Source organism: Paraburkholderia bengalensis (genome assembly GCF_037126505.1).
GTDB classification, from domain to species: domain Bacteria; phylum Pseudomonadota; class Gammaproteobacteria; order Burkholderiales; family Burkholderiaceae; genus Paraburkholderia; species Paraburkholderia bengalensis.
Map to the genome: position 1 here is coordinate 26,260 of NZ_JACFYJ010000020.1, position 25,631 is coordinate 51,890.

The window sequence follows — 25,631 nt, forward strand, 5'->3', positions numbered from 1 at the left end:
CCGGCCGTTCTGGCAACCGGTCCACAGTGAACGTGGGACAGATTGTAATAAGAACGTAATATCTATGCGAGCTTCGTGCAAGGTTTTGCCTGGTGAACGTGACGGCGGGGGGCGTGACAAGAGTGGGCTGGCGCACACAGGTGCGGCGCCGCGTTCAAAAAACGGGGGGGAGCCGGCCGTTCAACTGATGCGTCGTCTCCGACGCGGCGTGTTGACAAGGCGCTCGATGAGCGCCTTCTTTTTGCCGCCGCGCACAGGCGGCGGCAGGCGAGGGGATTACGCCGGCAGCGAGAAGCTCGCGATCGCCTCGCGCAGCACGCCGACCTGGTCCTTCAGCGAATGGGCGGCTGCCGCTGCCTGCTCGACGAGCGCGGCGTTTTGCTGCGTGACCTGATCCATCTCGCCGACAGCGCGATTCACCTGCTCGATGCCCGCGCTCTGCTCGCGCGACGCATGGCTGATCTCTTCGAGAATCTCGTTCACGCGGCGCACCGATGCGACGATTTCGCCCATCGTCGAGCCGGCGTTGGCGACGAGGGCCGCGCCTTCCTCGACGCTGCCCGTCGACGTTTCGATCAGCGCCTTGATTTCCTTGGCCGCCGTCGCCGAGCGCTGCGCGAGACTGCGCACTTCCGCTGCCACGACTGCAAAGCCGCGTCCCTGTTCGCCCGCGCGCGCTGCTTCGACGGCCGCGTTCAGCGCGAGGATGTTGGTCTGGAACGCAATGCCGTCGATCACGCCGATGATGTCGCCGATCTGCTTCGAGCTGTTCGTGATGTCGCCCATCGTGCGCACCACATCGTCGACGACGCGGCTGCCGCGCGTCGCGACATCGGCGGCCTGGCTCGCGAGTTCGGCGGCCGTCGCCGCGCTGTCGGCGTTCTGCTTCACGTTCGACGTCATCTCATCCATGCTCGATGCCGTCTGCACGAGCGCGGCCGCCTGCTGTTCCGTGCGCTGCGACAGATCGGTATTGCCCGCGGCGATTTCGCTCGCGCCGACGTTGATGTTTTCAGTGCCGGCGCGCACGCGCGATACCGTATCGACGAGGCCGCGCTGCATCGTATGCAGCGCGTGCAGCAGGCTCGCGCGGTCGTCGTGCGCGATGGGCACGGGCGTGGCCAGATCGCCGCGCGCGATGCGCTGCGTGGCTTCGACGGCCACTTCGAGATCGCCGCCGAGCGTGCGCTTCACGCTGCGCAGCACGAGCACCATCACGACGGTCGCGATCGCGCCGAGCACGAAGGTGATCGCGAGCCAGCGCACGAGGTCGCCGAAGAAGGCTTTCTGCACGTCGTCCATGTACATGCCCGTGACGAGCACCCAGTCCCACGGCGCAAAGCGCATGGCGTAGCTGGTCTTCGCGACGGGCTCTTCGCTGCCGGGTTTCGCCCACAGATAGTCGACGAAGCCGCCCTTGCCCTGGCCCGCCGCGTTGACGATGTCGACGAACAGGTGATTGCCCGCCGGGTCCGTGAAGCCCGACATGTTCTTGCCGACGAGGGCGGGCTTGAACGGATGCATCAGCATGACGGGCTGCGAATCGTTGACGGACAGATAGCCGTCGGTGCCATAGCGCAATGCCGCGAGCATGTCGAGCGCCTGCTTTTTCGCGTCGGCTTCGGACAGCACGTGCTGCTGGGACAGCGTGTAGTAGCGGTTGACGATCGAATTGGCCTGTTCGACGAGCGTCGTCAGCTGATCGCGGCGGTCGGCGATCATCGACGAGCGGTTTTGCCAGGCGCCGAACGCTCCGATGAGGATCAGGCCGATCCACAGGATGGCAATCATCGAGGCGAGTTTCTTGTTCAGGGTCATGATGTATCTGCTTGTGGCGGCTGGGGTTGCGAGTAGCGGTCTTCGAGACGGGTGTGAGTTTGATAGCGGCAAAGTCAGGCAATGCCTGACAGCGTTTACGACCGGCGCAAACGCTTGCAGGAGGCGGGGAAACCCGTAATCGGCATAACGGGTATTGGTATGACGAAATGCCGGACGCTAGCGCTCGACGTGGACGATGGCGTCGCGCTCAGTCGCGCTGACGGCGTTCGAGCGCTTTCAGCCAGGCTTTGGTTTGCGTGATGTTGTCGAATGTGCGCAGATCGTTTTCGATCCCGCGCACCATGTTCCCGCGGTGCGCGATCTCCGCATCGAGATCTTCCATCGCGCGTTCAGGGGTCGTGAGAGGCCCATATGGAAACCCGTAGGTTGCTCTGAACCTTGCGCCAACGTCCGATAGTTCGCGGTCCAGTTCGCCAAGCTGTTCGCGCAACACCTCGTTGTAGTGCGCGAGTCTTGCTTCGCTGATGCCGTCGATGGTTGTCTGATCGATATGTTCCAGTTCGAGTTGCAACTCGAGCAATTGCAGCAGCTTGCGTTTCGCGTACGCCTCGTTGACCCGTTGCATCAATGCGGTCTTGCGGGTGCGCTCGTCGGCGTCGGGCTCGCGATCCGGATGCAGCGCGCTCGCGAGCTTGCGATAGACATCGCGCAGCGACTGGCTCACTTCTGCCTGCGCCGCTTCCTTGCGCGCTTCGGCTGCGAGTTGCTTGGGCGTCTTCTTGCGTTTCGCGCGGCGCTCCTCGCGCGCCTGCGCTTTCGCGGTGGCCTCGGCGCGCAGTTCCTCGAACTTTTCCGCAGCGTGCTTGATGAACGCTTCGGGCGAATCCGTATCGAGTCCGTCGACGAATTCGTCGCCGAACATCTGCGCCATCATCGCCTTTGCGCTGTCGATGTCGAATTCGGCAGGTGTGCCGGAAGCGGTGTCGGCATGCCGGTCCTGAATCGGCTTCAACGTGGGGTCGCCGTGCGTGCCGATCAGCGACTGCATCAGTTCGCGGATCAGTCGCGAGATCAGGCGGCGCTCGGTGGCATTGAACGCCTTGTCGCTATGTAGTGCGTCGAGGCGGTGGACGAGCTTCGCTTGCGCATCCATCGAAGCCTGCTTCAACGGAATGAACTCATCGACATAGCGCTTCTGGAAAACGGGCGTAAAGGCTTCCCATTGCGCGAGGAGTCCACGCCGGTTTTCGATCTGCTTGACGAGTGAATTGAAATACCGCTGGCCTTTCGATCGATGCGCCTGCCGCTTTTCCGGCGCGATGGTCACCGACCGGCTTGCTGCTTTGCTCATATAACCGCTGCCTCCCATTTACTGAAAACGCAGCATAGCGTTGCATCGGCTGATTCAACCAAGTCGGCGTCTATTTCGAACAAAATCACCACATTTTTCAAACTAATTCCATCTATTGCCAAAAGCGGCCCCTCGGATCTGCAAGTCGTTCTCAATTCCGATATAGTCGCCATTTTTGGCTGGCTGAAAGGCGCTGGCGCGCTACGCGAAAGCCTTTCTGACGCCGAATAAAAAATCCAGAAAATCCATTCACTCTTTTCCCTGGAAATCGAATGCGAGCGATCATTCTTGCCGCGGGCCTCGGCTTGCGACTCCAGCAACCGCCGGGGGAGCAGTTTCCAAAATGTCTGCTGCGTTTCGAAGGCGTGTCGTTGATCGAGCGCCATCTGCAGATGCTCGAGTCCGTGGGTGTCGATGAAGTGGTGCTCGCGCTCGGCTTCCAGCCGGAGCAGGTCGAAGCCGAACTGCAGCGCACGGGCCGCAAGGTGCCCGAGATCAAGCTGAATCCGCGTTTCGATCTGGGCAGCGTGCTGACCGTGCATACCGTTGCCGATGCCCTCACGCGCGGCGGCGACGTGCTGCTGATGGACGCCGACGTGCTGTACGACGAGCGCATGCTGGCCGCCCTCGTCGCAGGCGAGCACGCGAACCGTCTGCTGCTCGACCGCGACTACGAAGCGGGCGACGAACCCGTCAAGCTGTGCCTGAAAAACGGCGTGCCCGTCGAGTTGCGCAAGCAACTGGCCGTCGGCCTCGACTACGACACGATCGGCGAGTCGGTCGGCTTTTTCCGTTTTACCGAAGACGCTGCGCGGCGCTTTGCGCGGATCGTCGCGGGCTACGTGGAGAGCGGACGCGCAAATCTGCCGCACGAGGAAGCCGTACGCGATCTGCTGCTCGAACGCAGCCACGCATTCGAAACGGCCGACGTCACCGGCCTGCCGTGGATCGAAATCGATTTTCCCAACGACGTTGCGCGAGCCACGCAGCACATCCTGCCGCAACTCGTAGGCGCCAAAGCCTGAATCGCGCCGACATAGGAGCCAAACAATGAACGCACGCGAACCCAATTACGTCACCACCCTGTCGCGCAGCGCACGCCTGCGCCAGATGCTCACCAGCAACGAACTCGAATTCCTGATGGAAGCCCATAACGGCCTGTCGGCGCGGATCGCGCGCGAGGCTGGCTTCAAGGGAATCTGGGGCTCGGGCCTGTCGATCTCCGCGCAATTCGGCGTGCGCGACAACAACGAAGCAAGCTGGACGCAAGTCGTGGATACGCTCGAATTCATGGCCGACGCGAGCGATCTACCCATCCTGCTCGACGGCGACACCGGCTACGGCAACTTCAACAACGTGCGCCGCCTCGTGCGCAAGCTGGAGCAGCGCGGCATTGCGGGCGTCTGCATCGAAGACAAGGTGTTCCCGAAGACGAACAGCTTCATCAACGGCGAAGCGCAGCCGCTCGCCGATATCGACGAATTCTGCGGCAAGATCAAGGCGGGCAAGGACTCGCAAACGGACGAGCATTTCTCGATCGTCGCGCGCGTCGAGGCGCTGATCGCGGGCTGGGGCATGGAAGAAGCGCTCAAGCGCGCGGAAGCGTATCGCCAGGCAGGCGCCGATGCGATCCTGATTCACAGCAAGCTGTCGCGCCCCGACGAGATTCTCGAATTCGCGCGCGAATGGGCGGGGCGCGGCCCGCTCGTGATCGTGCCGACCAAGTACTACAGCACGCCGACGGAAGTGTTCCGCAAGGCGGGCATCAGCACGGTGATCTGGGCGAACCATCAGATCCGCGCGGCGACGTCGGCGATGCAGGCGGTCGTCAAGGAAATCTACGAGAGCCAGACGCTCGTGAATATCGAAGACCGGATCGCGACCGTCAACGAGATCTTCCGTCTGCAGGATGCCGACGAGTACTCGGAAGCCGAAGAGCGTTATCTGTCGGCGTCGCGCGCGCCGGGCTCGGCTGTCGTGCTCGCCGCGAGCCGCGGCAAGGGCCTCGAAGCCGTTACGACGGACCGCCCGAAGGTCATGCTGCCCATCGCGGGCAAGCCGCTGCTGCGCTGGCTGGTCGATGCGTTCAAGAAGCAGGGCGTCAACGAGATTACCGTGGTGGGCGGCTATCGCGCCGATGCGATCGACACGGCGGGCATCAAGCTCGTCGTCAACGAGCGTCACGAGCAGACGGGCGAACTCGCGTCGCTCGCGTGCGCCGTCGATAACCTGCAGAACGACACGGTGATTTCATACGGCGACCTGCTGTTCCGCAGCTACATCGTGCGGGATCTGGTCGAAAGCGAAGCGCCGTTCAGCGTGGTCGTCGATTCGACGACGGTGGCCGAAGCGGGTGCGACGAATCAAAGCGTGCGCGACTTCGCGTGGTGTTCGTCCGCCGACGATCGCGGCCTGTTCGGCAACAAGGTGCTGCTGCGCCGCGTGTCGAACAACGAGGCGGGCACACAGGGCGAGGCGCCGCATGGCCGCTGGATCGGTCTGCTGAACGTGCGCGGTGAGGGCCGTGCGCGTCTGCAGGCGGTGATGAACGCGCTGCGCGCGCGCCCCGACTTCGATTCGCTCGACATGCCCGCGCTGCTCAACGCGCTGATCGAAGCCGGCGAAGCAATCGAAGTGCAATACGTGCACGGCCACTGGCGCGGCGTGAACGACCTCGAAGACTTCCGTCGTGCGGGCGACTTCGCGCACGAAGCCACGCCGCTCGCAAAGGGCGATGCAGCGGGAGGCGCCGCGCAATGATCGAAGCAGCACAGTTCGTCGAGGCGGCGCGCGAGCGCGGCTTCGACTGGTACGCAGGCGTGCCGTGCTCGTACCTGACGCCGTTCATCAACTACGTACTGCAGGACCCGCAACTGCACTACGTGTCGGCGGCGAACGAGGGCGATGCCGTCGCGTTCATCGCAGGCGTGGCGCTTGGCGCAAGCAACGGCCGGCGCGCAGTCACGATGATGCAGAACTCGGGCCTCGGCAATGCCGTGAGTCCGCTGACGTCGTTGACGTGGACCTTCCGCCTGCCGCAATTGCTGATCGTCACGTGGCGCGGCCAGCCTGGTGTGCCGGACGAGCCGCAGCATCAGTTGATGGGCCCGATCACGCCCGCGATGCTCGACACGATGGAGATTCCGTGGGAGACCTTCCCGACGCAAGCCGACGCGATCGGCCCCGCGCTCGATCGCGCCGTCGCGCACATGGATGCGACGGGCCGCCCGTACGCGCTCGTGATGCAGAAGGGCAGCGTCGCGCCGTATGAGTTGAGGGATGCGGGCCGCGCAACGAAGCGCGAAGTGCGCGCGCCGCGCGATGCATCGCGTGGCGTTGCGCCCGACGCATTGCCCACGCGTAACGAAGCGCTGCAACGGGTGATCGCGCATACGCCGTTGGATTCGACCGTCGTGCTGGCGTCGACGGGATTTTGCGGACGCGAACTCTACGCGCTCGACGACCGTGCGAACCAGCTTTACATGGTCGGCTCGATGGGATGCCTGACGCCGTTCGCGCTCGGCCTCGCGCTGACGCGTCCCGATCTGCACGTCGTCGCGCTCGATGGCGACGGCGCCGCGCTGATGCGCATGGGCGTGTTCGCGACGCTCGGCGCGTACGGTCCGTCCAACCTCACGCACATTCTGCTCGACAACGCCGCGCACGATTCGACGGGCGGGCAATCGACGGTTTCGCCGCAGGTGTCGTTCGCGGGCGTCGCGGCGGCCTGCGGTTATGCGTCGGCTGTCGAAGGCGACGACGTGAGCCTGATCGACGACCTGTTTGCGTCGCCGCTGCTCGACGGCCCGCGCTTCGTGCGCGTCGCGATTCGTCGCGGCACGCCCGACGGTCTGCCGCGCCCGACCATCACACCGCCCGATGTGAAGACGCGCCTGATGCGCCACATCGCCCGTACCGGTCCGAACGAAGGAGCACGCTGATGCTGTTGATGAATCCTGGCCCCGTCACGCTCACCGAGCGCGTGCGCAACAGCCTGCTGCAAACGGACCTTTGCCATCGCGAAGGCGAGTTCTTCGACTTGCAGGACGAAGCCCGCGCGCGCCTCGTCAAGCTGTACGACCTCGATCCCGCGCAATGGAGCGCCGTGCTGATGACGGGCTCGGGCACGGCGGCTGTCGAAAGCATGATCGCGGCGCTCGTGCCGGAGAACGGCAAGCTGCTGATCGTCGAGAACGGCGTCTACGGCGAGCGCATCACGCAGATCGCGACGCAGTACCGCATCGCGCACAGCATCGTGAAGCACGAATGGATGCAGGCGCCCGACCTCGCGCGCATCGCAGCCGCGCTCGATGACGACAAGGCGATCACGCATGTCGCCGTGATCCATCACGAAACCACCACGGGGCGGCTCAACGATCTGAAGGCGCTCGCGCAGGTTTGCCGCGCGCGTAACGTCAAGATCCTCGTCGACGGCGTGAGCAGCTTCGGCGCCGAAGACATCGACTTCGCCGAAGGCACGATCGCCGCCGTCGCGGCAACGGCGAACAAGTGCCTGCACGGAGTGCCGGGCGCGGCGTTCGTGATCGTGCGCCGCGATGCGCTGGCGCAGGCAGCGAGCCGCACGTACTACCTCGGGCTCGCGCGTCTCGCGAGTCTGCAGGATCAGCGCAACACGCCGTTCACGCCGTCCGTGCACGCGTATTACGCGCTCGTCGAAGCCCTGCGCGAACTCGACGACGAAGGCGGCTGGCGGGCGCGTCACGCGCGCTACGCGGCGCTTGCCGAGCAGGCGCGTGCGGGCCTCGCGGCGCGCGGCATGGATAGCGTGCTGCCGGCGCAGGAGTCGTCGGTGGTGTTGCGCGCGTATCGTCTGCCGAAGGGCATTGCGTACGAGCAACTGCACGACGCGCTGAAGGCACGCGGTTTCGTGATCTACGCGGGGCAGGGCGGATTGTCGAAGGAACTGTTCCGTATCTCGACGATGGGTGCCATTCACGCACCCGACATCGACCGCTTGCTTGCGAGCTTCGATGAACTGATGCGCTGATCGTCACCCGGCGATCAGATCAATATCTCCACGGAGTGCATGGCGCGGCGGATTTCGGATGACTGCATCCACTTTCCGCCGCGCACCGTTTCCAGCAGGCAATCGATGAAACAGCGCGATGCGGCATCGGGCGGCTCGCCGCTGCGCGTGATGATGCCTACCATCGATTCGTCCAGCTGCTCGCGTAACGGCAGCGCGCACAATCCATCGCGCTCGGCGCACAGCTCGATTAGCGGCCAGGGAAAGATGCTGACCATATCCGAGTTTCTCAGCAGCGCATTGGCCACGGCGAGCGAGTGCAGATAGTGAATGCTGCGCGGCACGCGCAAGCCATACTGCGCAAACATCCGGTACGGCACCTGACCTTCCGTTTCGGGATCGAGCGCGACAAGCCAGTCCAGTTCCAGCAGATCCGCCAGCGTGCGGCTCTCTGCGTTCGGGTGACCTAGGCGCGCGACCACCGCGCGGCTCGACGCGAAGATCGGCCGATAGGCAAACTCGGAACTCGTCGCGCCTGGGGTCTGCCGGCCAACGTAGATGTCGAGGCTGCCGTCGCGCAGTTTCGGACTGGCGATGGCGAGCAATCCTTCGAACAGTTCGAGCTGAATCTGCGGCATCTGCTCGCGAAAGCGCGCAACCGTTTCGGGCAAAAACGTCAGCGCCACCCATGCCGTGACGGCCACTGAAAGTCTTTTGCGCGTGTTGCCGCGCAATGCATCAAGTGCTTCATTAGCACGCGTGAGCTGCGACACGATCAGCCGCGCGTGCGTCAGCAGCGTTTGTCCCGGTTCCGTGAGCGTCACGCCCGACGACGTGCGCAGCACGAGCTGCATCTGTATGGACTCCTCCAATAACTGAAGGCTTTGCGTGACGGCGGCGGGCGACGTGTTGAGCAGTCGCGCCGCGCCGCGAACGCTGCCTGCGTCCGCCACGGCCACGAGCGTGCGCAGCTGATGCGTTTTCATGGTGGCACCCCGTTCAGTCTCGCTTTACGCGTTTAGTGATGCCGGTCATTCCTGAAAAATGTGGCGCGGCTTATCGTTGCCACACCTGCCCGAATTGCCGCGTCCTGAGGTTCGCCGCATGGCCTTCGCTGGTCTGAACGCTGCACGCGGGTCGCCGCATGTTCGACATGCAGCGTTCGCTACATATGCATAGGAGTACCGCGATGTTCGACCAACCTGCCGGAACACATACGGAACGCTTGCAGTGCGATTCCGACCGATATTCGACCGACGATTCGCAAAACCCAATGCGCGTAAACGCCAGGACATCGCGACGGCAGACCTGCTTCGACCGCCGCTCGATGTTCGATGCACTCACGGGTTTGTACAGCCGTGCTTACGTGATCGAGCGCGCCGCACTGTTGCTGAATTCGTCATGCACGGCGGCATTGTTCATCAATCTCGACGATTTCCGCCGCGTCAACGAAACCGCCGGCTACGAATCGGGCGATCGCGTGTTGAGAGCCGTCGCGCATCGACTCGCGGGCGCGGCGCGCGCGGGCGATCTGATCGCCCGGTCGGGCAGCGACGAGTTTCTCGTTCTGATCGACCGCTGCGAAGCGGCGGAACTGGCGCGCTACGCGCAGAGGGTCATTGCGCTGATCGGCGCGCCGTTCGCGATCGACGGGCAGTACTTCACGGTGGGCGCGTCGGTGGGCATCGCATTTCGCTCCGAGGGCGGCATCGATACAGGCGGGCTCGTGCGCAACGCGGAGATGGCGATGCGCACGGCCAAGCGGCGCGGCCGCAATCGCCTGCAATTTTTCACGCAGGACATTCAGGGCGAAATGGAGCGTCGCATCAAGATCGAGTCGGCATTACCGCAAGCGTTGGCGCAAGGCGAATTCGCGCTCGCGTGGCAGCCGATTGTGGAGCGCGAGCCGGTTCGAACAGTGTGCGCCGAAGCGCTGCTGCGTTGGACGCATGGCGAGCTCGGCGCGATTTCGCCCGCACAGTTCGTGCCGATCGCCGAACGCACCGGCTTGATCGAACGGCTGGGCGACTGGGTGCTGGAACAGGCGTGCGTGCGAGCGGAGCAGTGGCGCTGGAGCGTCGCGCCTGACTTGTGCGTCGCAGTGAACATCTCGCCGCTGCAACTCAACAGGCGTTTCGTCAGCAAGGTCGCGCACATTCTCGAATCGAGCGGGCTTTCGCCTGCCGCGCTCGAACTGGAGATCACGGAGGGCGCGCCGTTGCCCGATACATCGGCTGTCATTTCGAGCATGTCCGCGATTGCCGGCATGGGCGTGAAGTTCGTGATCGACGATTTCGGCACCGGCTTTTCGTCGCTGTCCTATCTGCGGCGCTTCGCGGTGCACGGGTTGAAGATCGACCGCTCGTTCGTCGCGGGGCTGCCGCATGAAAGCCGTTCGATTGCGATCGTCGAGGGGATGCTGAAGATCGCGCATTCGATGGGTTTGACTGTGACAGCCGAGGGCGTCGAAACGCAGGAGCAGGCGGAATGTTTACGTGATTACGGTGTTGACCGCCTGCAGGGATTTCTGTTTGGGCGGCCGCTCGAACACGCCGGCTTTATCGATGACTTTCGCAGGCGCGCTGGCAGAGATTCGCAAGCGCTGTGAGGCTGCGGGCCCTCATCAGGATCGCAGTGTGCCGTTTCAGTGGGTAGCGCGCGCGACGTACGCGTGTTGAAGCAGTGGGAAAAGGAGATCAATGATGTGGAGAGAGAATATGTTCGATGCAGAAGCCGCCGTGACGCTGTTGAACAATTGCGCTGAACGGGTGCTGCCGGAAAGCGGTGACATGTACCTCGATGTCCTGCGCGAGGGCAACCTGACGTTCACCCATGAGCGAGGCTTTGTCGGCACGCCGGGTATCGACGACATCACAGTGTGCCTCGCGGAATCGCTCTATTTCCGCGACGGTTCGAGAGCATTGCGCGTCACTTCTCCGCATAGCGCGAGCGGCTGGACTCACTGGACGGCGTTGCAGCCGCTGGCTCATGGGCAATTGCAGTAAGTCTTCTACAGAAAAAACGCGTCTCGTGCCGGCCGGCATGAGACGCGCGAATAGCACGCAAATCGCACGCAAATCAAACGCTTTAGAAATTGTGTTTCAGGCCGAAGGTCACGGACACCTGTTTGTCGGTGGTGGAATTGGGCAGATTCGGAATCTGTGCGTAGTTCGCGCTCTCGCCCGTCACGGGGTCTGTGCCGATTCCGCTTCCCGCCGCCTTCTGGAAAATGCCCACAGCGTAGAGCGTGGTCCGTTTCGACAGGCTGTACGTCGCGCCCAGATTCACCTGATGGAATTTCGGCGAGCCGCTCACGTCCGTCTTCATCGAGTTGTAAATGTAGGCGAGCCCGAGCGTGAAGGCGGGCGTCACTGCGTACGTGCCGTTCACCTCGACGATATCGAAGCGTGCGTCCGCGCCCTGCGGACGCGCGGCGTTTGCGAAGTACAGGCTGTCGTCGAGCTTCGTGTGCGTGTAGACGAGGCCGACGGTTGCCGGGCCGAACGTGTACGAGCCGCCCGCGCCGAAGGTCTTCAGCGCATGCGTGTTCTGCAGTTCGCAGTACATCGCCGTCGGATTCGAGCACGCGAAATCGCCGATATAACCTTGCTCGCCGCCGAGCGCCGCGTCGAGGGGATTGTTCAGATCGAGATAGCCGATGCCGAACGAGAAGGGCGCCGTGTTGTAGCTCGCGGCGACCGCCCAGCCGCGCTTCTGGGAGAAGTCGCCTGCGACGCCGCCAAGCGAATACGTGCCGCTCACCGAAAAGCCTGCGATGGTCGGGCTCGTGTACTGAATCGCGTTGTTCAGATTCAGGGCCGCGTTGAGGTTGTCGACGTCGCCGATATGCGAGCCATACAGCGTCGCCCACGTGATGCTCGACGCGTACGGCGCGAGCGCATTCGTGTACGAATCGAACTGGCGCCCGAAGGTCAGCGTGCCGTAGTGTTCGTTCGTCAACCCGACCCACGCGTTCTGGTTGAACAGCGCACCCGATTGCACGAAGGCGCCGCTGCCTGTGAAGAAACTGTTTTCGAGCTTGAACGTGACGGCCGTGCCGCCGCCGATATCTTCGCTGCCTGTCAGGCCGAAACGCGACGGCGCCTGATTGCCGCCCGTGAACTGGACGTTGTGACCGCCGCCGACGCTGCCGTCCGCATGCGTGACCTGCTGGTTGTTCGTGTACGTGATGCCCGCGTCGACGTCGCCGTAGAACGTGACGCTGCTTTGCGCATGCGCGATGCCGGGTGCTGCCGCCGTCGCGGCGAGCGTGGCCACCGCCGCCGCGATGCCGCGCGGCGTCGTCCGATGCTTCATGTCTCTTCCCCTGTGTCTTTGTGATCGTGCCTTGTTCGCGCATGGCCTGCGCGCGCCTGTAGCGGCTCACAGGCCATGCAACGCTATGGGTTACGCGTAATTGATCATCACGGACTTGCTTTCCGTGTACTGGTCGATGACGGCGCGTCCCAGCTCGCGCCCGAAGCCCGATTGCTTCATGCCGCCGAACGGCAGCGCGTTATCCAGCAGCGAGTGGCAGTTGACCCACACCGTGCCCGCCGCGATGCGCGGAATCAGCTTGTGAACCGCCGACATATCGTTCGACCAGATGCTCGCGCCGAGGCCATATTCGGTGTCGTTCGCGAGCCGCACGGCCGTGTCGATGTCGTCGAAAGGCATGGCCACCAGCACTGGCCCGAAGATTTCTTCGCGCACCACGCGCATCGTGTGATTCGTATCGACCATCACGGTCGGCTCGACGAAGAAGCCCGGCTTGTCCACGGCCTTGCCGCCTGCCGCCGCGCGCGCGCCTTCCGCGAAACCCGAGTCGATGTAGCCGCACACGCGCTCGCGCTGCTTCGCCGACACGAGGGGGCCGATCTGCGTCGACGGGTCCATGCCCGCGCCGATCTTCATGCCCTTCGCAATCTGCGCGACGCCGTCGATCACCTTGTCGAACACCTTGTGGTGGATATAAACGCGCGAGCCCGCCGTGCACACCTGGCCCTGGTTGAAGAAGATGGCGTTCGCGACGCCTTGCGCGGCCTTGTCGATATCCACATCGGGCAGCACGATCACAGGCGACTTGCCGCCGAGTTCCAGCGACATGCGCGTCATGTTGTCGAGCGCCGCGTGGCCGATCAGCTTGCCCGTTTGCGTCGAACCCGTGAACGCGATCTTGTCGATGCGCGGATCACGCGACAGTGCCGCGCCTGCCGTATGACCGTAACCCGTGACGATGTTGACGACGCCTTCCGGATAGCCCGCTTCGCGAATCAGTTCGCCAAGGCGCAGTGCGGAAAGCGGCGTGTCTTCAGCGGGCTTGAGCACGACGGTGCAGCCCGTCGCGAGCGCGGGCGCGATTTTCCACGCAGCCATTAGCAGCGGGAAATTCCACGGGATGATCGCGCCGACCACGCCGACGGGCTCCTTGCGCGTGTATGCAAACACTTCGCTGCCCGGCATGTACGGCATGCCCGCATCGATCACGCTGCCCTCGATCTTCGTCGCCCAGCCCGCCATGTAGCGGAAGCACTGCGCGGCCATCGACACGTCGAGCCCTTGCGCCACCATCACCGACTTGCCGTTGTCGAGCGATTCGATTTCGGCGAGTTCGCGCGCGTTCGCATCGACGAGATCGGCAAGCTTGAGCAACAGCCCCTCGCGATCGGTGGTTTTCATCGTGCGCCAGGGGCCTGCGTCGAACGCGCGGCGCGCGGCGGCGACGGCCTGCTGCGCGTCGTGTTCGTTGGCTTCGGGCACGCGCGCGAGCACGCTGCCGTCTGCGGGATTGATGACGTCGAGCATGCGGCCCGACGACGCGTCCGTCCACTCCGCGCCGATCAGCATCTTCTTCGGCTTCGCGAGGAACGCTTGCGTCGCGGCGAGCAGCGGGAAGTTGTTCGTCTCCATGTTCGTGTCCTTTGATGAGGGATGGTCAGTAGCGGTCCGCGACGCCCTTGATGCCGCGCGCGTGCAGATCGCGGATCAATCCGGCGCGCACGGTCGCGACATCGGAGAAGGCGGGGCGGCGGTGCGCCGTAATTTCAGCCGCTGTATAAGGCTTAAAGTCTTTCGGCAGCGCGTCGCGGTTGGTCGTCGTGAGCAGCCAGTTCAGCACGTCGGCGAGTTCCTGATCGGAGAGCGCCGAGTTCGATGCGCCCGGCACGCGCATGACGTATTCGCGTCCCGCGGGCAAATGCTCGAAGTAGCCGAGGGAATTCGTGAGCGGCGGCACCTTGCCGGGAATGCCCCCGCCCGTCGCTGTGTGACAGCCCATGCAGTTGAGCACCCAATGCTGCTGCGCGAGCGATGCATCGGCACTGGCTTGCGCATGCGCCGACGACGTCGGCGTGAAGGTCGCGGTGCAGGCGAGCAGCAGCATCGACACACGCCGCGCCGCGCCGATCCACAGCGGCACGGTGGCCCGCGCGCTGCGCACGGGCTGCTGCGCATGCACGCGGTCGCCGGCACGAGACACGCGGGCGGCGTTCATAGGCCGAGTCCCTTCACGACGACGGCGCGTTGTGTGTGCACGGCTGCACTGTCCATCGTCTGCGCGCGCGCGGCCTTGATGTCGGCGGCCGTGAACGGCTTTGCGTCGCCATGCTTCTCGTTCAGATCGAACACGACGTAGTTCAACACCTGAGCCAGGTCTTCGTCGCTTGCGCTTGCGAAGCTCGGCATCTTGAAGTTGTAGCTCTTGTCGTGGACCTTGATCTCGCCGAACATGCCGTGCACGACGGTCGACGTGAGTTGCGCGCGGCCTTGCGCTGTCGTCGAATACTTGCCGGGATATTCGGTGAGGGGCGGCGCGAGCCCGTCCTGGCCTTTGCCGCCTGCCTGATGGCAGACGGCGCATTGCGCGTCGAACGTGCTCTTGCCGGCGGGGTAGTGGACGGTCTGCGCGTGAGCGGCGCCTGCTGTCGCAACCGTGGCCGCTGCCATGAGGCAAGCGCGCGCGATCTTTCCTACGTGATTCGTTTTCATTGCTTTGCTGCTCCCAGCAGGACCGACACCGAACAGTGATAGTTCGAGTTGCCGTTCGCCATGCACCAGTTGATGTCGTTGTCGAGCGATAGCTTGTACAGCGGCTTCTCGCGTTCGTTGCGATTGCAGAAGCACTTGCCGCACGAGGTTTTGCCGCAGCAGTCGTTGTACGACACGATGTAGTCGCTGCCGTCGTGCGGATTGCGGCAGGTGCCGATCCACGTGATCGGCGAAGGCGTGGTGCCCGGCGGACAGCTGCTCGACGTGCCGCCGCAGCAGCTGCACAGCCAGCCGTCGATCGCGCAGTACTTCCAGTAGTCGCAGCTCATCGGATCGTCGCTGGCGCCCGATGCCGCTGCGCCCGATGCGCCCGATGCAGCCGATGCCGCATCGGCTGCATACGCGGTGCGATCGACGGGCAGCAACGGCAGCATCGCTGAGCCGACCAGGACCTTGCCGAGCTTGGCCATCGCGCTGCGCCGCGAACTGCGCTGCGCGACGCCGCGCGCCGACTTCTCGAACCATGAATCAAAAACGCCCATGTGATTGTTCTCCGCTCAGGTTGTGATGGGTTCGATGAATCAGGCGTGCTGTTCGTGGTGCTTGTGACGATGATCGCCGTGCACGAACTCCTGCAGCGACGCGACGCCGCGTTCCTTCGCTTCGAACAGGCTTTCCAGATGCTCGCGCGTGTTGACGAGACCTTTCGAGCGAACCTTGCCGCTTTCATCCAGCAGCACGGCATACGGCAGCTTGCCGATCTGATACGCCATGCCCAGTTCCTGCGACAGCACGTACGGGAAGCGATCGATATTCTGCTTCTGCGCGAAGCGCTGGTGTTCGGCGAGGTCGCCGTCGCTGGCGAGCACGATGTTGACGGGCGTCGATTCGCTTGCCTGCAACGACGGAAGAAGAGGCAGCAGCTTCTTGCACACGGGGCAGGTCGGCGACAGGAAGAACAGCAGCGTCGCCTTGCCTTGCGCGTCGATGCCGCCTACCTTCACTTGCTGGCCGCGAATGTCGGACAGTTCGAAGGTCGGGGCGATTGCGCCGACGGCGGGGCCCTTGTCGATCATCAATGCGCCTGCGGGCATGATGCGTTCGTACAGAATGCCGACCTGGCGAACGAGAGCGAGACTGATTGCGCCGAGCGCGAGAACGGCAATCCACAACAAGGCGGTGGAAACGGTGAGAGCGGTTTGCATCATGAATTCCTCAAGTGAGAGAGGCGCGGCACGTTGGCCAGCAGCACATCGAAAGTGAGCAGTGCGCAGACGATCAGCAGCACGGCGAAGAAGAGCGTCAGGTAGTCAAACCAGACGATCGAACGCGTGGCCGGTTCGATGAACGCGGTAGCGGCCAACGCCGCGAGCAGCAACGCGCGCGCGACATGGAACCAGCCGATGCCGCGCGGCGCGTTCTGTTGTGTCGAAGCTTGCGTTGAAGCTTGTGCTGCAGCAAAGCCCGAGCAGCCGCAGTCGATATCGGTGTGACCGCGCAGGATGTTCAACGCGAGGCCTGCTGCGAACGCGAGCAGCAACGCGACCAGCACGACGGCGCCGATCACGCGCGTGTTGGGGAACAGCAGCGCCGCTGCGCCGACCGTTTCCGCTGTCGTGATCGCGATGGCGGCGGGCGCCGTCAACCCATCGGGCAGCAGGCGGTAGTCGCCGAGCGCGTGACGGAACGCGGCAGGCCGCCGCCATTTGGCAACGGCGCCGAGCAGCACGACAATTGCCGTGCTGGCTTGCGCGCCCGTCGCGAGTACAGGATCGAGCATCATGTCGGCCTCACGGATTGACGAGCAGCGACGACGTATTGCCGACCTGCTTTTCGACGTGCTGCAGCTTGCCCGTGCGCGCATCCATCACGACGAGGTCCGACGTCCCTGTGATGCCGTAGAAAAGCGGCTTGTCGTCGTCACTGACCTGGATCGATGCGAGCGCGTCGATCTTCTGCTGCGACAAATCCCAGCGCGCGATGCGCTTCTTCGTCTGCAGGTCGTACACCCAGATTTCCGTGCCCGGGTCCTTGTGCGAGCCTTCTTCGCCCTTGTGCATCGCGACGTAGTAGCGATGCAGCTTCGCCTGCACTGCAGTCTGTTGCAGGCCGCCGGGACGCCAGCCTTCGGCGCGCCCGGCGTCCGTCAGCAACGACCACGGCTTGCCGAACACCGGCTTGTCGCCGTGGAAATCGGCGCTGCGCACCATGCCGTGGAAGGTCGTGAATAGATAGCCGCCCTGATACGGCGACGCGTTGATATACGCGGGGTCTTTATCGACATCGATGAAGGCGTCGGACTGCGTGCGCTTCGCCTCCTTGCCGTTCGCATCGAGCGTGATGGTCAGCGCCTTGCCACTTTCACACAGACCCGTGAAGCGGTCGTTACCCGACGGATACGCGAGCACGCACGCGGCCATGTCGATTTCCGATAGCACCTTCTTCGATGCCACGTCGATCACCGTCACGGAAGCAGCGGGCGTGATGTTCGACACGTAAAGCCGCTTGCCGTCCGCGCTGAACGTGGTGTTGTACGGCGTTGGAATGTGCTGGCCGTGCTTCGGCGGAATGACGATTTCGCCCGTGTGGTCGAGCGTCGTGTTGTCGGTCAGTTCGACGACGTCGGTGCGCGTGCCGTGCGAGCCGCGTGCGAAATAGGTCGTCGCGACGAAGCTCGTCTTGTGATCCGGCGAAATCGCGAAGCCCGGCGCGAAACCTGCATCGATCTGGCCGAGCAGCTTCTTCGCGTCGGCGTCGTATAGATAGACGCGCGCATCCGTCATCGACGGCATCGAAATATCGACGACGAACACTTCGTGCGGATGCCACGCGGGCAGCTTCTGCACGGTCAGTTCTTCGGGTTTTTCGGTTGCGTGCGCGCTGCCGATGCTCGCAGCAGCCAATGACAGCGTCGCCGCGATGGCCGCGGTACGTCGCCTTGTTCTCATGTCGCCTCCATAGGGGATTCACGTTTGTGTGAGGCGACTTTAGAACGACGAAAAATCGGGCCAACGCCGAAACCGGCAATGCGTGCGTGCCGATTTGGGATATTGGTAGCCTTGCTGAAAGGGATGTAGGGCGGGTGTCGGGTTGCGGGCCGTGGTGTCGTTGGGGGTTAGGGTTTGTCTCGAGATGCAGAGTTGTTTTGAATTTCCTTTTGCGAACCGGCCCAGGGAAGGGAAGCGCGCACGCGAGGCCCCGCGCCGTGGCGTGACGCTCGCGTGTTGAGACGCAAGGGCGTGGCTAGATGCGCAGCAGTCGTGCGGCGTTGCCGCCCACGATCATGTTGCGCGCCGCGTTATCGAGCGGAACGCGATCGAGAAAGCGCACGGGTTGCTCGTATCCCATGTCGAAGCAGTAGTCGCTGCCCAGCACGAGTCGATCGACGCCGACGTTCTTGACGAGAAACTCCAGCACAGGCCCGGAATGCGAAACTGAGTCGTAGCTGAAGCGGCGTGCGTAGCTGCTGGGCTGCTGCGCGAGCTTGCGCGTTTCGGGCCGCACATTCCAACCGGCATCGATGCGCCCCAGCAGGATCGGCAAAGCGCCACCCGCGTGCGGCAGCGTGATTTCCAGCGTTGGGTAGCGGTCCATCACGCCGCCGAGAATCAGATGCGACGCGGCAATGGCGGTGTCGAAAGGATTGCCGAGCAGATTGCTCAGATAGTAGTCGGCGAGGCGGCTCCCGCCGACGGTTTGCTGGGGATGCAGGAAGACGGGCAGCCCCATCTGCGCAATGCGGGCGAAAACCGGATCGAAGCGTGGATCGTCGAGGTCGCGATTGTCGATGTTCGTGCCCATATACACGCCGCGCACGCCCGGCAAAGCGGCTGCGCGATCAAGTTCGTCGAGCGCATCGCGGGCGTCCAGCATCGGCAGGGTCGCCAGCACGACGAATCGCGTGGGGTGTGCGCGATAGACGTCCGATGCCGCCGCGTTCCACGTTGTCGCCAGCCGCGCATTGAACGCGCGCTCACCCCAATATGCCATCGGCACGCTCAGCGAAAGCGCCTGAACGTCCACGCCGCTCGCGTCCATGTCCCGCAGACGCTGGTCGACGTCGATGAACTTCATTGGCAGCGGGCCGAGGCCGCCGGCGGGTGTTTTGAAGGTGAACGAGTGGCCGTCGCACACGAAACTGCCGCCGTATTTCGCGCCTTCTCTGCCCACGAGGTCGCAGTACGATTCGGGGTAATAGTGCGCGTGAACATCGATCGAACGCTGGGCGGTGGGCGCGACCGCGGGCTGGGCCGCTTGCGCGGCCCGCGCGGGTTGGCCGCTCATGCCAAGTGCGGCTCCGCTGGCAACCGCGCCCAATGCGCCGAGCAAACGGCGGCGTGTGGGTGAAATACAGCACGTGCAATCCATAGGTTGTCTCCTTCTGTTTTTGTGTTCGGTTTGTCCCGAGCCGCTCACGCACCATGCGTGGCGCCCATTTCACATCTGACGACCTGCGAATCGAACAGCATGCGCTCGCGTTGCGCCCTCGCTGAACGGTCGGTGACCGAGAAAAGCCACGTGCCCGCGAACGCGCAGATCATCGAGAACAGCGCGGGATATTCGTACGGATAAGCCGCGTGGGCGTGGCCAAGCACCTGCACCCACACGGTCGGACTAAGTAGCGTGAGCGACACGGCGACTGCCAGTCCAATCGTGCCGCCCGCCACGGCGCCCCGCGTGGTCATGCCTCGCCAGTAAATCGACAGCAGCAGCACCGGGAAATTCGAGCTTGCTGCAATTGAGAACGTCAGGCTGACGATGAACGCGATGTTCTGCTTTTCGAAAGCGAGCCCGAGCAGAATGGCGAGTACGCCCAGAACGAGGGTGGTGATGCGCGAGACGTGCATTTCGTCGCGCTCGGAAGCATTGCCACGGCGCAGCACATTGGCGTAGAGATCATGCGAGATCGCGGACGAGCCGGCGAGCGTGAGGCCCGCCACCACGGCGAGAATCGTCGAGAACGCTACGGCGCAGATAAAGCCGAGAAAGACGTTGCCGCCCACCGCGTGCGCGAGATGGATCGCGACCATATTGACGCCGCCGATCACCGCGCCCGAGGGCGTGTGATAGTCCGGTTCGGTCGCCACGAGCGCGATCGTGCCAAAGCCGATCACAATGATGAGCGCGTAGCCAATGCCGACGATGCCTGTTGCGTACAGAATGCTCTTGCGCGCGGCCTTGACGTCGCCGACGGTGAAAAAGCGCATGAGGATATGCGGTAAACCGGCTGTGCCGAATATGAGTGCGAGGCCCAGCGATACAGCCGAAACGGGATCGGAGACGAGGCCGCCGGGCCGCATGATGGCGTCGTGCGCGGGATGCACGGCAACGGCCTGCGCAAAGAGCGCATTGAGGCTGAAGCCAAAGTGCGCGAGCACCATGAACGCCATGAAGGCGGCGCCCGCGAGCAACAGCACCGCCTTGATGATCTGAATCCACGTGGTGGCGAGCATGCCGCCGAAGAACACATAGATGACCATCAGCACGCCGACCATCACGACGGCGACGCTGTAGTGCAGGCCGAACAGCAGTTCGATCAGCTTGCCCGCACCCACCATCTGCGAGACCAGATAGAGCAGCACGATGACGATGGAGCTCGACGCCGCGAACGCGCGGATCGGGCGCTGCGCGAGACGCCAGGACACGACGTCGGCGAGCGTGTATTTGCCGAGATTGCGCAGCGGCTCCGCGATAAGGAACAGGATGATCGGCCAGCTCGCGAGAAACCCGATCGAGTAGATCAGGCCATCGTAGCCGCTCGTAAACACCAGCGCGGAGATGCCGAGTAGCGAAGCGGCCGACATATAGTCGCCCGCAATGGCCCAGCCGTTCTGCAGGGCGGTGATCTTGCCGCCTGCCGCGTAGTGATCGGATACGCTGTTGTTCCTGCGCGCCGCCCACCTGGTAATGAAGAGCGTGGAGGCCACGAACGCGAGGAACATGCCGATGGCGAGCGTATTGTGACCTTGCGAGATGGGTGTGGCCGAGGCGGCTTGCGCCGCGACGGGTAGGACCGTCAGCGCGAAACACGCGAGGAGTACCAGGCGTTTCATGATTTTTCCCCTTTGGCGCAGGCTTCGACCATCGCGTCGTGCACGCGATTGGCGCGGGCGACATAGATGGCCACGAGTGCGAACGTGAATACGAACATGCCAAAGCCGACGGGAAACCCCCACGTCGTCGGCGCGCCCTGCTTGATAGGCATGCCGAGCCATTTCGCGTTAAAGGCGAGCGACAGGATGAAGGCGAAATAGGCGCCGAGCATCAAGCCGGTCAGCCCCCACGAGAACGCGCGGCGCTTTTTCACGAGCTCGGTGAAGCGGGGATTGCCGATCAGCGTCTGCGGGGGATCGGCGGGTAGTGCGGCTCCATCGTGTCCGTATGCGCCGTGAGAAGAAAAAGTGTGTTCCACGTTGTCTCCATTTGCTTCATGTTTGGCTCGCGCGGCGGCGCCTTATCGTTGCGTCGGCGTTGCATGCGCGTTGCGCGCCGCGCGTGCGTCGTCACGCCGCCCAGGGGACGGCCGTCTCGCGCATCACCGCCTCGGGCGTGCGGTAGCGTTCGGCCATCTCGCGCTCGGACTCGTCCTTGAGTTGCGCCTGCATGTACGCGCCCAGGTGGCGCGCGTGCTGAACGATGGCGGCGCCGAATTCGGTGCGAACGGCGCTATAGGCTTCCAGCGCGCCGCGCACGTCGGCGCCTTCGCGCAATGCCTTGACGAGTTCCATCGCGTCGCCCGCTGCCTTGGTCACGCCCATGCCGCAGTGCGGGCGCGCCACGAACGCGGCGTCGCCGAGCAGGGCAATGCGGCCAAAGGCCATGCGCGGCACTTCGAGGTCGAAAATGGGCTGGAAAAGCGGTTGTGCGGCCCTGGTCACGATCTCCGCGAACTGCGGTGCGAGCAGTGCTTGCGCGGCGTCTTCCATGTCGGCCAGCACGTCGTCGCGAATCAGCGTGGGGGGAATGCCGCCTTCCCAGCGCTTGCCTGACGAATCGGTGAGCATGTCGCGAAGCGCGGTCTGCTCGTTGGTCGCGCGGTACCAGACGAAGTTGTAGCGCCGCTCGCCGGGGTGCGTACTGTTGGCGTGGCCCGCCACCGGGTAGCCAAGAATCTGTTCGCGCGGAGGCAGACAGAAGGCGAACTTGTCGAACAGGGCCGCATGCGTAGGCGCGGAAATGGCCGCTTCATCGACGAGACCGCGCCATGCGACGTAGCCCGCGTACTGCAAGGCCACGCGCGGCAAAAACTGCTCGCGGATTGCCGAACGCAGCCCGTCCGCCGCAATCACGAGGTCCGCAGTGTGCGTTGTGCCGTCGGCCAGCGTAACGGTAGCGCGCTCGGCGTCCTCGTCGACGCGCACGACCGACATGCCGGGGTGATAGTGACGATCGTCGATCGAGCCGCGCAACACGCTGTACATCTTCCCCCATGCGGTGAGCACCTGAGGCATCTCGCAGGCGGAGATCATCGTGCCATCCTGTGAGAAGGTTGCGCGCTTATCGACGCTTACGCCGATCGTGTCGTCGAAGCGGATGTCCGCCGCGTTCAGCGCCGCGAACAACTCAGGATGCGTGACGATGCCCGCGCCGCGTCCCGACAAAGCCTGCGGAACGCGTTCGAAAATTTTCACCGTCCAGCCGTCGCGTGCAAGGAGGTTGGCGGCGAACAAGCCGCCAAGCGAGCCGCCCACCACGATCGCGGTGCCCTTCGTAGTCTTGCTGTTCATCTCAGTTCCCTGCCTTGACCGGATTGCCTGTTTCGTTCGGTGCTGCCCCTGCTTTTGCCTCGCCGTGTTCGACTTCCGAGGCGGGAAAGTTCAGTTCGATGGTGACGCCCGAGGGGTCCTCCACGAAGATCTGGTGCAGGCCGAGGCTCGGCACCGTGCGGTCGCGCCACTCGAGCCCTTCGTCACGCAGCGTTTGCCACATCGCTTGCACACCGGTTGCGAGAAAGGCGAGGTGATCGATGGTTCCCGTGCCGCTTTCCACCTGCGCCTTGTCGCCCAGATACGCAGTCAGTCCCGCAGGGTTGTCCGCGTCCACGCCGATGATGTGGACGATGCCGTAGTCGGCTTCGTCGCCGCCCCGGTAAAGCCATGCGCCGGGAAAGTCGAAAGGCGGACGGTAGCCGCGCCTGAAGCCGAGTACGCGTTCGTAGAACCGGCACGAACGTTCGAGATCGGTCGTGCGGATCGAGTAGTGGGCAAGCCTGCAAATCGGCATGAGATGCTCCTCGTAATTTATCGATCGATAACTGATCGGTTGATAAATTGTAGGGAAGAATATGCGCGAATACCAAGCGCAAACGCGCGGGTGTTTACCCTGGAGCGAGTGCGTGCTCCAGGGGCCATATGGGTCGAATCAGGCGAGGCTCGGGGCTTCGTGAGGACGCAGCAGGGCGGCGCCGCGCCAGTGCGGCGCGCCCGCCCGTTCGTACTGCGGGGGGTAGTGAATCGCGTCTAGCGCATCGAGCCGCTCGGCGGCGTGCCAGACCCAGCGCGGATCGTCGAGAAATGCGCGGCCAATGGCGACGATATCGGCCTGTCCCTCGCTGATGATGGCTTCGGCCTGGTGCGGATCGACGATCATGCCGACAGTTCGCGTGACGATGCCACTGGCCGCTTTCACGTGCCCGGCAAGCGGCACCTGATAGCCCGGCGTGACCTTGATCGACGCATGCGCCACGCCGCCCGATGTCACGCACACATAGTTAACGCCGCGCGACTTCAGTGCCGCTGCCAGCGTCGCCGCTTCTTCGACGGTGATGCCACCGGGCAGCCAGTCCGTGCCGGTAATGCGCAAGCCGAGCGCTACGTGCTCGGGCAGCGCGGCGGCCACGGCATCGGCGACTTCCAGCGCGAAGCGCATGCGGTTTTCGAGGCTGCCGCCATATTCGTCGTCGCGCTGGTTCGCGAGCGGCGAGAGGAACTGATGCAGCAGGTAGCCGTGCGCGGCATGGATCTCGACGATATCGAAGCCCAGGCGCACGGCGCGTCGAGCCGATTCGACGAAGCGTTCGCGAACGCGGGCGATGTCGCTCGCCGTCATCGCCCGCGGTGTGTGCCAGCCGGCGGCGAAGGGAATGGCGCAGGGGCCTTCCGTTGTCCAGGGCTGCTCATTTTCACCAAGCGCTCCACGGCCTTCCCACGGACGTTGCGCAGACGCCTTGCGTCCCGCGTGGCCGAGCTGGATGCCCCATCGCATGGTTTGCGGCGCAACCGCGCGCGCCGATTCCATCACGCGTGCGAGTGCCGCTTCCGTTGCGTCGTCATAGAGCCCGAGACAGCCGTGCGTGATGCGCGCACGCGGCTCGATGGCCGTCGCCTCCAGCATGATCAATCCTGCGTTCGAAATGCCGAGCTGCATGAGATTCATCAGGTGCCAGTCGTTCGCTTCACCGTTCGTTGCGCTGTACTGGCACATGGGCGAAACGGCAATGCGGTTGTGCAGGCGGACGGGGCCGACATCGACGGAGGAGAAAAGCTTGCTGGACATGACGATCCCTTTGCGTAGGTATGTGACGTTGTGAGGTTCGCGGCCTTGCGAATCCCGTAACGAAACCTTACGCGGCGAGCGTCATGCTGAGAATCGAGGCAAAGTCGAAAGCGAGCTTGCGTGCAGCGCAATATCGGCTAGATGCCGCAACTGCATGTTGCGAAAACGTATCGCGAGGACGAGCGCCCTGGTCAGGACGCCTCTTTTGCCCGTTTCGCGCGCGGCGCTTTTGCGGCAGCCGCGGGTCGTAGGTGCTTCAGCGCCGCGGGGACGCCGTTGAGGAAGGCGTCGATCTGCAAGGCGATCTGGGCTTCGAGGTCGTCGGGAACCGGCAGCCCGTAAATCCATTTGCGCACGCCGATATAGAAGATGCTGGCGTGCAGGCTCCAGATCAGTTCGAGATCGGCCGCGCGTTGCTGCGCGTTGGTCGCGGCCTCGACGCCGTACGCTTCGCGGATCTCGTTCATCACGGGAACGAAAACGCGCCCGCGCAGGCGTGCGAGGTATTTCGAGTTGATGCCTTCTTTGGTCAGGCCCGCGAAGATGAAAATGCGTATCCACTCGCGGCGCAGGATGATGCGCGAATAGCCGTGATAAAACCTGACCATGCGCTCCTGAATGGGAATCGTGCGGTCGAGAATCAGCTTTTCCCACGACGAATCCCATTGGTAGACCTCGTCGTACACGCGGTCGATGAGCGCTTCCTTGCTGGGGAAATAGCGGTAGAGCAGCGGTTGCGTGACCCCGAGCTGACGCGCCAGTTCGCGCGTGCTGCCCGTGAAGCCGTGCGTAGCGAAGTGGTCGATAGCCTTGAGCAGGATCTGCCGCTCGCGTTCCTCGGGCGCGAGGCGGCGCGCCGTCGCGGGTTGCGCCTGCGGCGTCGCGGCTTCTTCCGTTTTCTTTCGCGGCATGCTGGGTCACCCCTGATTGCGTCGTGGGGATCATACAAAGATTGCCCGCCGATAGCTAGCGCGTGCCATGCCATGCCGTCCCCGCACGTGCGCATCGACGCTAGCGTCTGCCCGTCCGGTC

At 63.8% G+C, this 25,631-nt stretch carries 24 protein-coding genes; 6 read left to right on the forward strand and 18 right to left on the reverse strand.

All coding sequences use genetic code 11. From position 1 onward, the window contains the following. Positions 1-276 precede the first annotated feature (276 nt). Positions 277-1,818 (reverse strand): methyl-accepting chemotaxis protein, encoded by a 1,542-nt coding sequence (locus tag H3V53_RS14565; RefSeq protein ID WP_336598514.1) that lies wholly within the window; start codon positions 1,816-1,818, stop codon positions 277-279. A gap of 208 nt (positions 1,819-2,026) precedes the next feature. Next, the gene (locus H3V53_RS14570; protein WP_336598515.1) at positions 2,027-3,130 is read right to left on the reverse strand and encodes a J domain-containing protein; all 1,104 of its coding nucleotides are present in this window, start codon (positions 3,128-3,130) and stop codon (positions 2,027-2,029) included. A gap of 272 nt (positions 3,131-3,402) precedes the next feature. Between H3V53_RS14570 and H3V53_RS14575 the strand changes: the two genes are divergently transcribed. The 4 genes from H3V53_RS14575 to H3V53_RS14590 are packed head-to-tail and all read left to right on the forward strand — an operon-like array spanning position 3,403 to position 8,138. Further along, positions 3,403-4,155 carry a phosphocholine cytidylyltransferase family protein gene (locus H3V53_RS14575; protein WP_336598516.1) on the forward strand — a complete coding sequence of 251 codons (753 nt, stop codon included), beginning with the start codon at positions 3,403-3,405 and terminating at the stop codon, positions 4,153-4,155. 25 nt (positions 4,156-4,180) lie between these two features. Continuing rightward, complete coding sequence (gene aepX, locus H3V53_RS14580; RefSeq protein WP_336598517.1) at positions 4,181-5,890, forward strand: phosphoenolpyruvate mutase; 1,710 nt, start codon at positions 4,181-4,183, stop codon at positions 5,888-5,890. Next, positions 5,887-7,071, forward strand: a complete 1,185-nt coding sequence (aepY, locus tag H3V53_RS14585) for a phosphonopyruvate decarboxylase (RefSeq protein WP_336598518.1) — start codon at positions 5,887-5,889, stop codon at positions 7,069-7,071. Before aepX ends, aepY begins: the two co-directional genes overlap by 4 nt. Beyond that, positions 7,071-8,138: a 2-aminoethylphosphonate aminotransferase gene (locus H3V53_RS14590; RefSeq protein WP_336598519.1), complete on the forward strand. Its 1,068-nt coding sequence runs from the start codon at positions 7,071-7,073 to the stop codon at positions 8,136-8,138. The genes aepY and H3V53_RS14590 overlap by 1 nt, the downstream gene beginning before the upstream one ends. A gap of 14 nt (positions 8,139-8,152) precedes the next feature. Here the strand turns inward: H3V53_RS14590 and H3V53_RS14595 are convergent, their stop codons facing one another. Then, positions 8,153-9,103: a LysR substrate-binding domain-containing protein gene (locus H3V53_RS14595; protein ID WP_336598520.1), complete on the reverse strand. Its 951-nt coding sequence runs from the start codon at positions 9,101-9,103 to the stop codon at positions 8,153-8,155. 341 nt (positions 9,104-9,444) lie between these two features. Between H3V53_RS14595 and H3V53_RS14600 the strand changes: the two genes are divergently transcribed. Continuing rightward, positions 9,445-10,725: a putative bifunctional diguanylate cyclase/phosphodiesterase gene (locus H3V53_RS14600; RefSeq protein ID WP_336598521.1), complete on the forward strand. Its 1,281-nt coding sequence runs from the start codon at positions 9,445-9,447 to the stop codon at positions 10,723-10,725. A 109-nt stretch (positions 10,726-10,834) separates the two neighbouring features. Next, positions 10,835-11,122: a hypothetical protein gene (locus H3V53_RS14605; RefSeq protein WP_336598522.1), complete on the forward strand. Its 288-nt coding sequence runs from the start codon at positions 10,835-10,837 to the stop codon at positions 11,120-11,122. 82 nt (positions 11,123-11,204) lie between these two features. Here the strand turns inward: H3V53_RS14605 and H3V53_RS14610 are convergent, their stop codons facing one another. From H3V53_RS14610 to H3V53_RS14680, 15 genes are all read right to left on the reverse strand, one after another. After that, positions 11,205-12,434: a porin gene (locus H3V53_RS14610; protein ID WP_336598523.1), complete on the reverse strand. Its 1,230-nt coding sequence runs from the start codon at positions 12,432-12,434 to the stop codon at positions 11,205-11,207. A gap of 90 nt (positions 12,435-12,524) precedes the next feature. Beyond that, positions 12,525-14,027 carry an aldehyde dehydrogenase family protein gene (locus tag H3V53_RS14615; protein WP_336598524.1) on the reverse strand — a complete coding sequence of 501 codons (1,503 nt, stop codon included), beginning with the start codon at positions 14,025-14,027 and terminating at the stop codon, positions 12,525-12,527. A 25-nt stretch (positions 14,028-14,052) separates the two neighbouring features. Next, positions 14,053-14,610 carry a c-type cytochrome gene (locus tag H3V53_RS14620; protein ID WP_336598525.1) on the reverse strand — a complete coding sequence of 186 codons (558 nt, stop codon included), beginning with the start codon at positions 14,608-14,610 and terminating at the stop codon, positions 14,053-14,055. Continuing rightward, positions 14,607-15,104 carry a c-type cytochrome gene (locus H3V53_RS14625; RefSeq protein ID WP_336598526.1) on the reverse strand — a complete coding sequence of 166 codons (498 nt, stop codon included), beginning with the start codon at positions 15,102-15,104 and terminating at the stop codon, positions 14,607-14,609. The genes H3V53_RS14620 and H3V53_RS14625 overlap by 4 nt, the downstream gene beginning before the upstream one ends. Then, entirely contained in the window at positions 15,101-15,646 is a 546-nt protein-coding gene (locus H3V53_RS14630; protein WP_028369511.1) for a methylamine dehydrogenase light chain, read from the reverse strand. The genes H3V53_RS14625 and H3V53_RS14630 overlap by 4 nt, the downstream gene beginning before the upstream one ends. 39 nt (positions 15,647-15,685) lie before the next feature. Continuing rightward, complete coding sequence (gene mauD / locus H3V53_RS14635) at positions 15,686-16,312, reverse strand: methylamine dehydrogenase accessory protein MauD (protein WP_336598527.1); 627 nt, start codon at positions 16,310-16,312, stop codon at positions 15,686-15,688. Then, entirely contained in the window at positions 16,309-16,887 is a 579-nt protein-coding gene (locus tag H3V53_RS14640; protein WP_336598528.1) for a MauE/DoxX family redox-associated membrane protein, read from the reverse strand. Before H3V53_RS14640 ends, mauD begins: the two co-directional genes overlap by 4 nt. A 7-nt stretch (positions 16,888-16,894) precedes the next feature. Then, complete coding sequence (locus tag H3V53_RS14645; RefSeq protein WP_336598529.1) at positions 16,895-18,052, reverse strand: amine dehydrogenase large subunit; 1,158 nt, start codon at positions 18,050-18,052, stop codon at positions 16,895-16,897. 295 nt (positions 18,053-18,347) lie between these two features. Further along, entirely contained in the window at positions 18,348-19,388 is a 1,041-nt protein-coding gene (locus H3V53_RS14650) for an amidohydrolase family protein (protein ID WP_419539499.1), read from the reverse strand. A 128-nt stretch (positions 19,389-19,516) separates the two neighbouring features. Then, complete coding sequence (locus H3V53_RS14655; RefSeq protein ID WP_336598531.1) at positions 19,517-21,157, reverse strand: cation acetate symporter; 1,641 nt, start codon at positions 21,155-21,157, stop codon at positions 19,517-19,519. Continuing rightward, positions 21,154-21,516: a DUF485 domain-containing protein gene (locus H3V53_RS14660; RefSeq protein ID WP_336598532.1), complete on the reverse strand. Its 363-nt coding sequence runs from the start codon at positions 21,514-21,516 to the stop codon at positions 21,154-21,156. The genes H3V53_RS14655 and H3V53_RS14660 overlap by 4 nt, the downstream gene beginning before the upstream one ends. Before the next feature lie 91 nt (positions 21,517-21,607). Further along, entirely contained in the window at positions 21,608-22,831 is a 1,224-nt protein-coding gene (locus H3V53_RS14665) for an FAD binding domain-containing protein (RefSeq protein ID WP_336598533.1), read from the reverse strand. Position 22,832: 1 nt separating this feature from the next. Next, positions 22,833-23,327, reverse strand: a complete 495-nt coding sequence (locus H3V53_RS14670) for a VOC family protein (protein ID WP_336598534.1) — start codon at positions 23,325-23,327, stop codon at positions 22,833-22,835. Positions 23,328-23,465: 138 nt separating this feature from the next. Next, positions 23,466-24,599, reverse strand: a complete 1,134-nt coding sequence (locus tag H3V53_RS14675) for an NADH:flavin oxidoreductase/NADH oxidase (RefSeq protein WP_336598535.1) — start codon at positions 24,597-24,599, stop codon at positions 23,466-23,468. A gap of 191 nt (positions 24,600-24,790) precedes the next feature. Then, positions 24,791-25,510: a TetR/AcrR family transcriptional regulator gene (locus tag H3V53_RS14680; protein WP_336598536.1), complete on the reverse strand. Its 720-nt coding sequence runs from the start codon at positions 25,508-25,510 to the stop codon at positions 24,791-24,793. Positions 25,511-25,631 lie beyond the last annotated feature (121 nt).

Excerpts from the sequence above, each read along its gene's own strand:
- H3V53_RS14590 (WP_336598519.1), top strand. The coding sequence starts at position 7,071 with ATGCTGTTGATGAATCCTGGCCCCGTCACGCTCACCGAGCGCGTGCGC.
- H3V53_RS14570 (WP_336598515.1), bottom strand. The coding sequence starts at position 3,130 with ATGAGCAAAGCAGCAAGCCGGTCGGTGACCATCGCGCCGGAAAAGCGG.
- H3V53_RS14670 (WP_336598534.1), bottom strand. The coding sequence starts at position 23,327 with ATGCCGATTTGCAGGCTTGCCCACTACTCGATCCGCACGACCGATCTC.
- H3V53_RS14565 (WP_336598514.1), bottom strand. The coding sequence starts at position 1,818 with ATGACCCTGAACAAGAAACTCGCCTCGATGATTGCCATCCTGTGGATC.
- H3V53_RS14665 (WP_336598533.1), bottom strand. The coding sequence starts at position 22,831 with ATGAACAGCAAGACTACGAAGGGCACCGCGATCGTGGTGGGCGGCTCG.
- H3V53_RS14625 (WP_336598526.1), bottom strand. The coding sequence starts at position 15,104 with ATGAAAACGAATCACGTAGGAAAGATCGCGCGCGCTTGCCTCATGGCA.
- H3V53_RS14610 (WP_336598523.1), bottom strand. The coding sequence starts at position 12,434 with ATGAAGCATCGGACGACGCCGCGCGGCATCGCGGCGGCGGTGGCCACG.
- H3V53_RS14645 (WP_336598529.1), bottom strand. The coding sequence starts at position 18,052 with ATGAGAACAAGGCGACGTACCGCGGCCATCGCGGCGACGCTGTCATTG.
- H3V53_RS14655 (WP_336598531.1), bottom strand. The coding sequence starts at position 21,157 with ATGAAACGCCTGGTACTCCTCGCGTGTTTCGCGCTGACGGTCCTACCC.
- H3V53_RS14600 (WP_336598521.1), top strand. The coding sequence starts at position 9,445 with ATGTTCGATGCACTCACGGGTTTGTACAGCCGTGCTTACGTGATCGAG.
- mauD (WP_336598527.1), bottom strand. The coding sequence starts at position 16,312 with ATGATGCAAACCGCTCTCACCGTTTCCACCGCCTTGTTGTGGATTGCC.
- H3V53_RS14675 (WP_336598535.1), bottom strand. The coding sequence starts at position 24,599 with ATGTCCAGCAAGCTTTTCTCCTCCGTCGATGTCGGCCCCGTCCGCCTG.
- H3V53_RS14605 (WP_336598522.1), top strand. The coding sequence starts at position 10,835 with ATGTTCGATGCAGAAGCCGCCGTGACGCTGTTGAACAATTGCGCTGAA.
- H3V53_RS14650 (WP_419539499.1), bottom strand. The coding sequence starts at position 19,388 with ATGAGCGGCCAACCCGCGCGGGCCGCGCAAGCGGCCCAGCCCGCGGTC.
- aepX (WP_336598517.1), top strand. The coding sequence starts at position 4,181 with ATGAACGCACGCGAACCCAATTACGTCACCACCCTGTCGCGCAGCGCA.
- H3V53_RS14575 (WP_336598516.1), top strand. The coding sequence starts at position 3,403 with ATGCGAGCGATCATTCTTGCCGCGGGCCTCGGCTTGCGACTCCAGCAA.
- H3V53_RS14615 (WP_336598524.1), bottom strand. The coding sequence starts at position 14,027 with ATGGAGACGAACAACTTCCCGCTGCTCGCCGCGACGCAAGCGTTCCTC.
- H3V53_RS14680 (WP_336598536.1), bottom strand. The coding sequence starts at position 25,510 with ATGCCGCGAAAGAAAACGGAAGAAGCCGCGACGCCGCAGGCGCAACCC.
- aepY (WP_336598518.1), top strand. The coding sequence starts at position 5,887 with ATGATCGAAGCAGCACAGTTCGTCGAGGCGGCGCGCGAGCGCGGCTTC.
- H3V53_RS14595 (WP_336598520.1), bottom strand. The coding sequence starts at position 9,103 with ATGAAAACGCATCAGCTGCGCACGCTCGTGGCCGTGGCGGACGCAGGC.
- H3V53_RS14620 (WP_336598525.1), bottom strand. The coding sequence starts at position 14,610 with ATGAACGCCGCCCGCGTGTCTCGTGCCGGCGACCGCGTGCATGCGCAG.
- H3V53_RS14640 (WP_336598528.1), bottom strand. The coding sequence starts at position 16,887 with ATGATGCTCGATCCTGTACTCGCGACGGGCGCGCAAGCCAGCACGGCA.
- H3V53_RS14630 (WP_028369511.1), bottom strand. The coding sequence starts at position 15,646 with ATGGGCGTTTTTGATTCATGGTTCGAGAAGTCGGCGCGCGGCGTCGCG.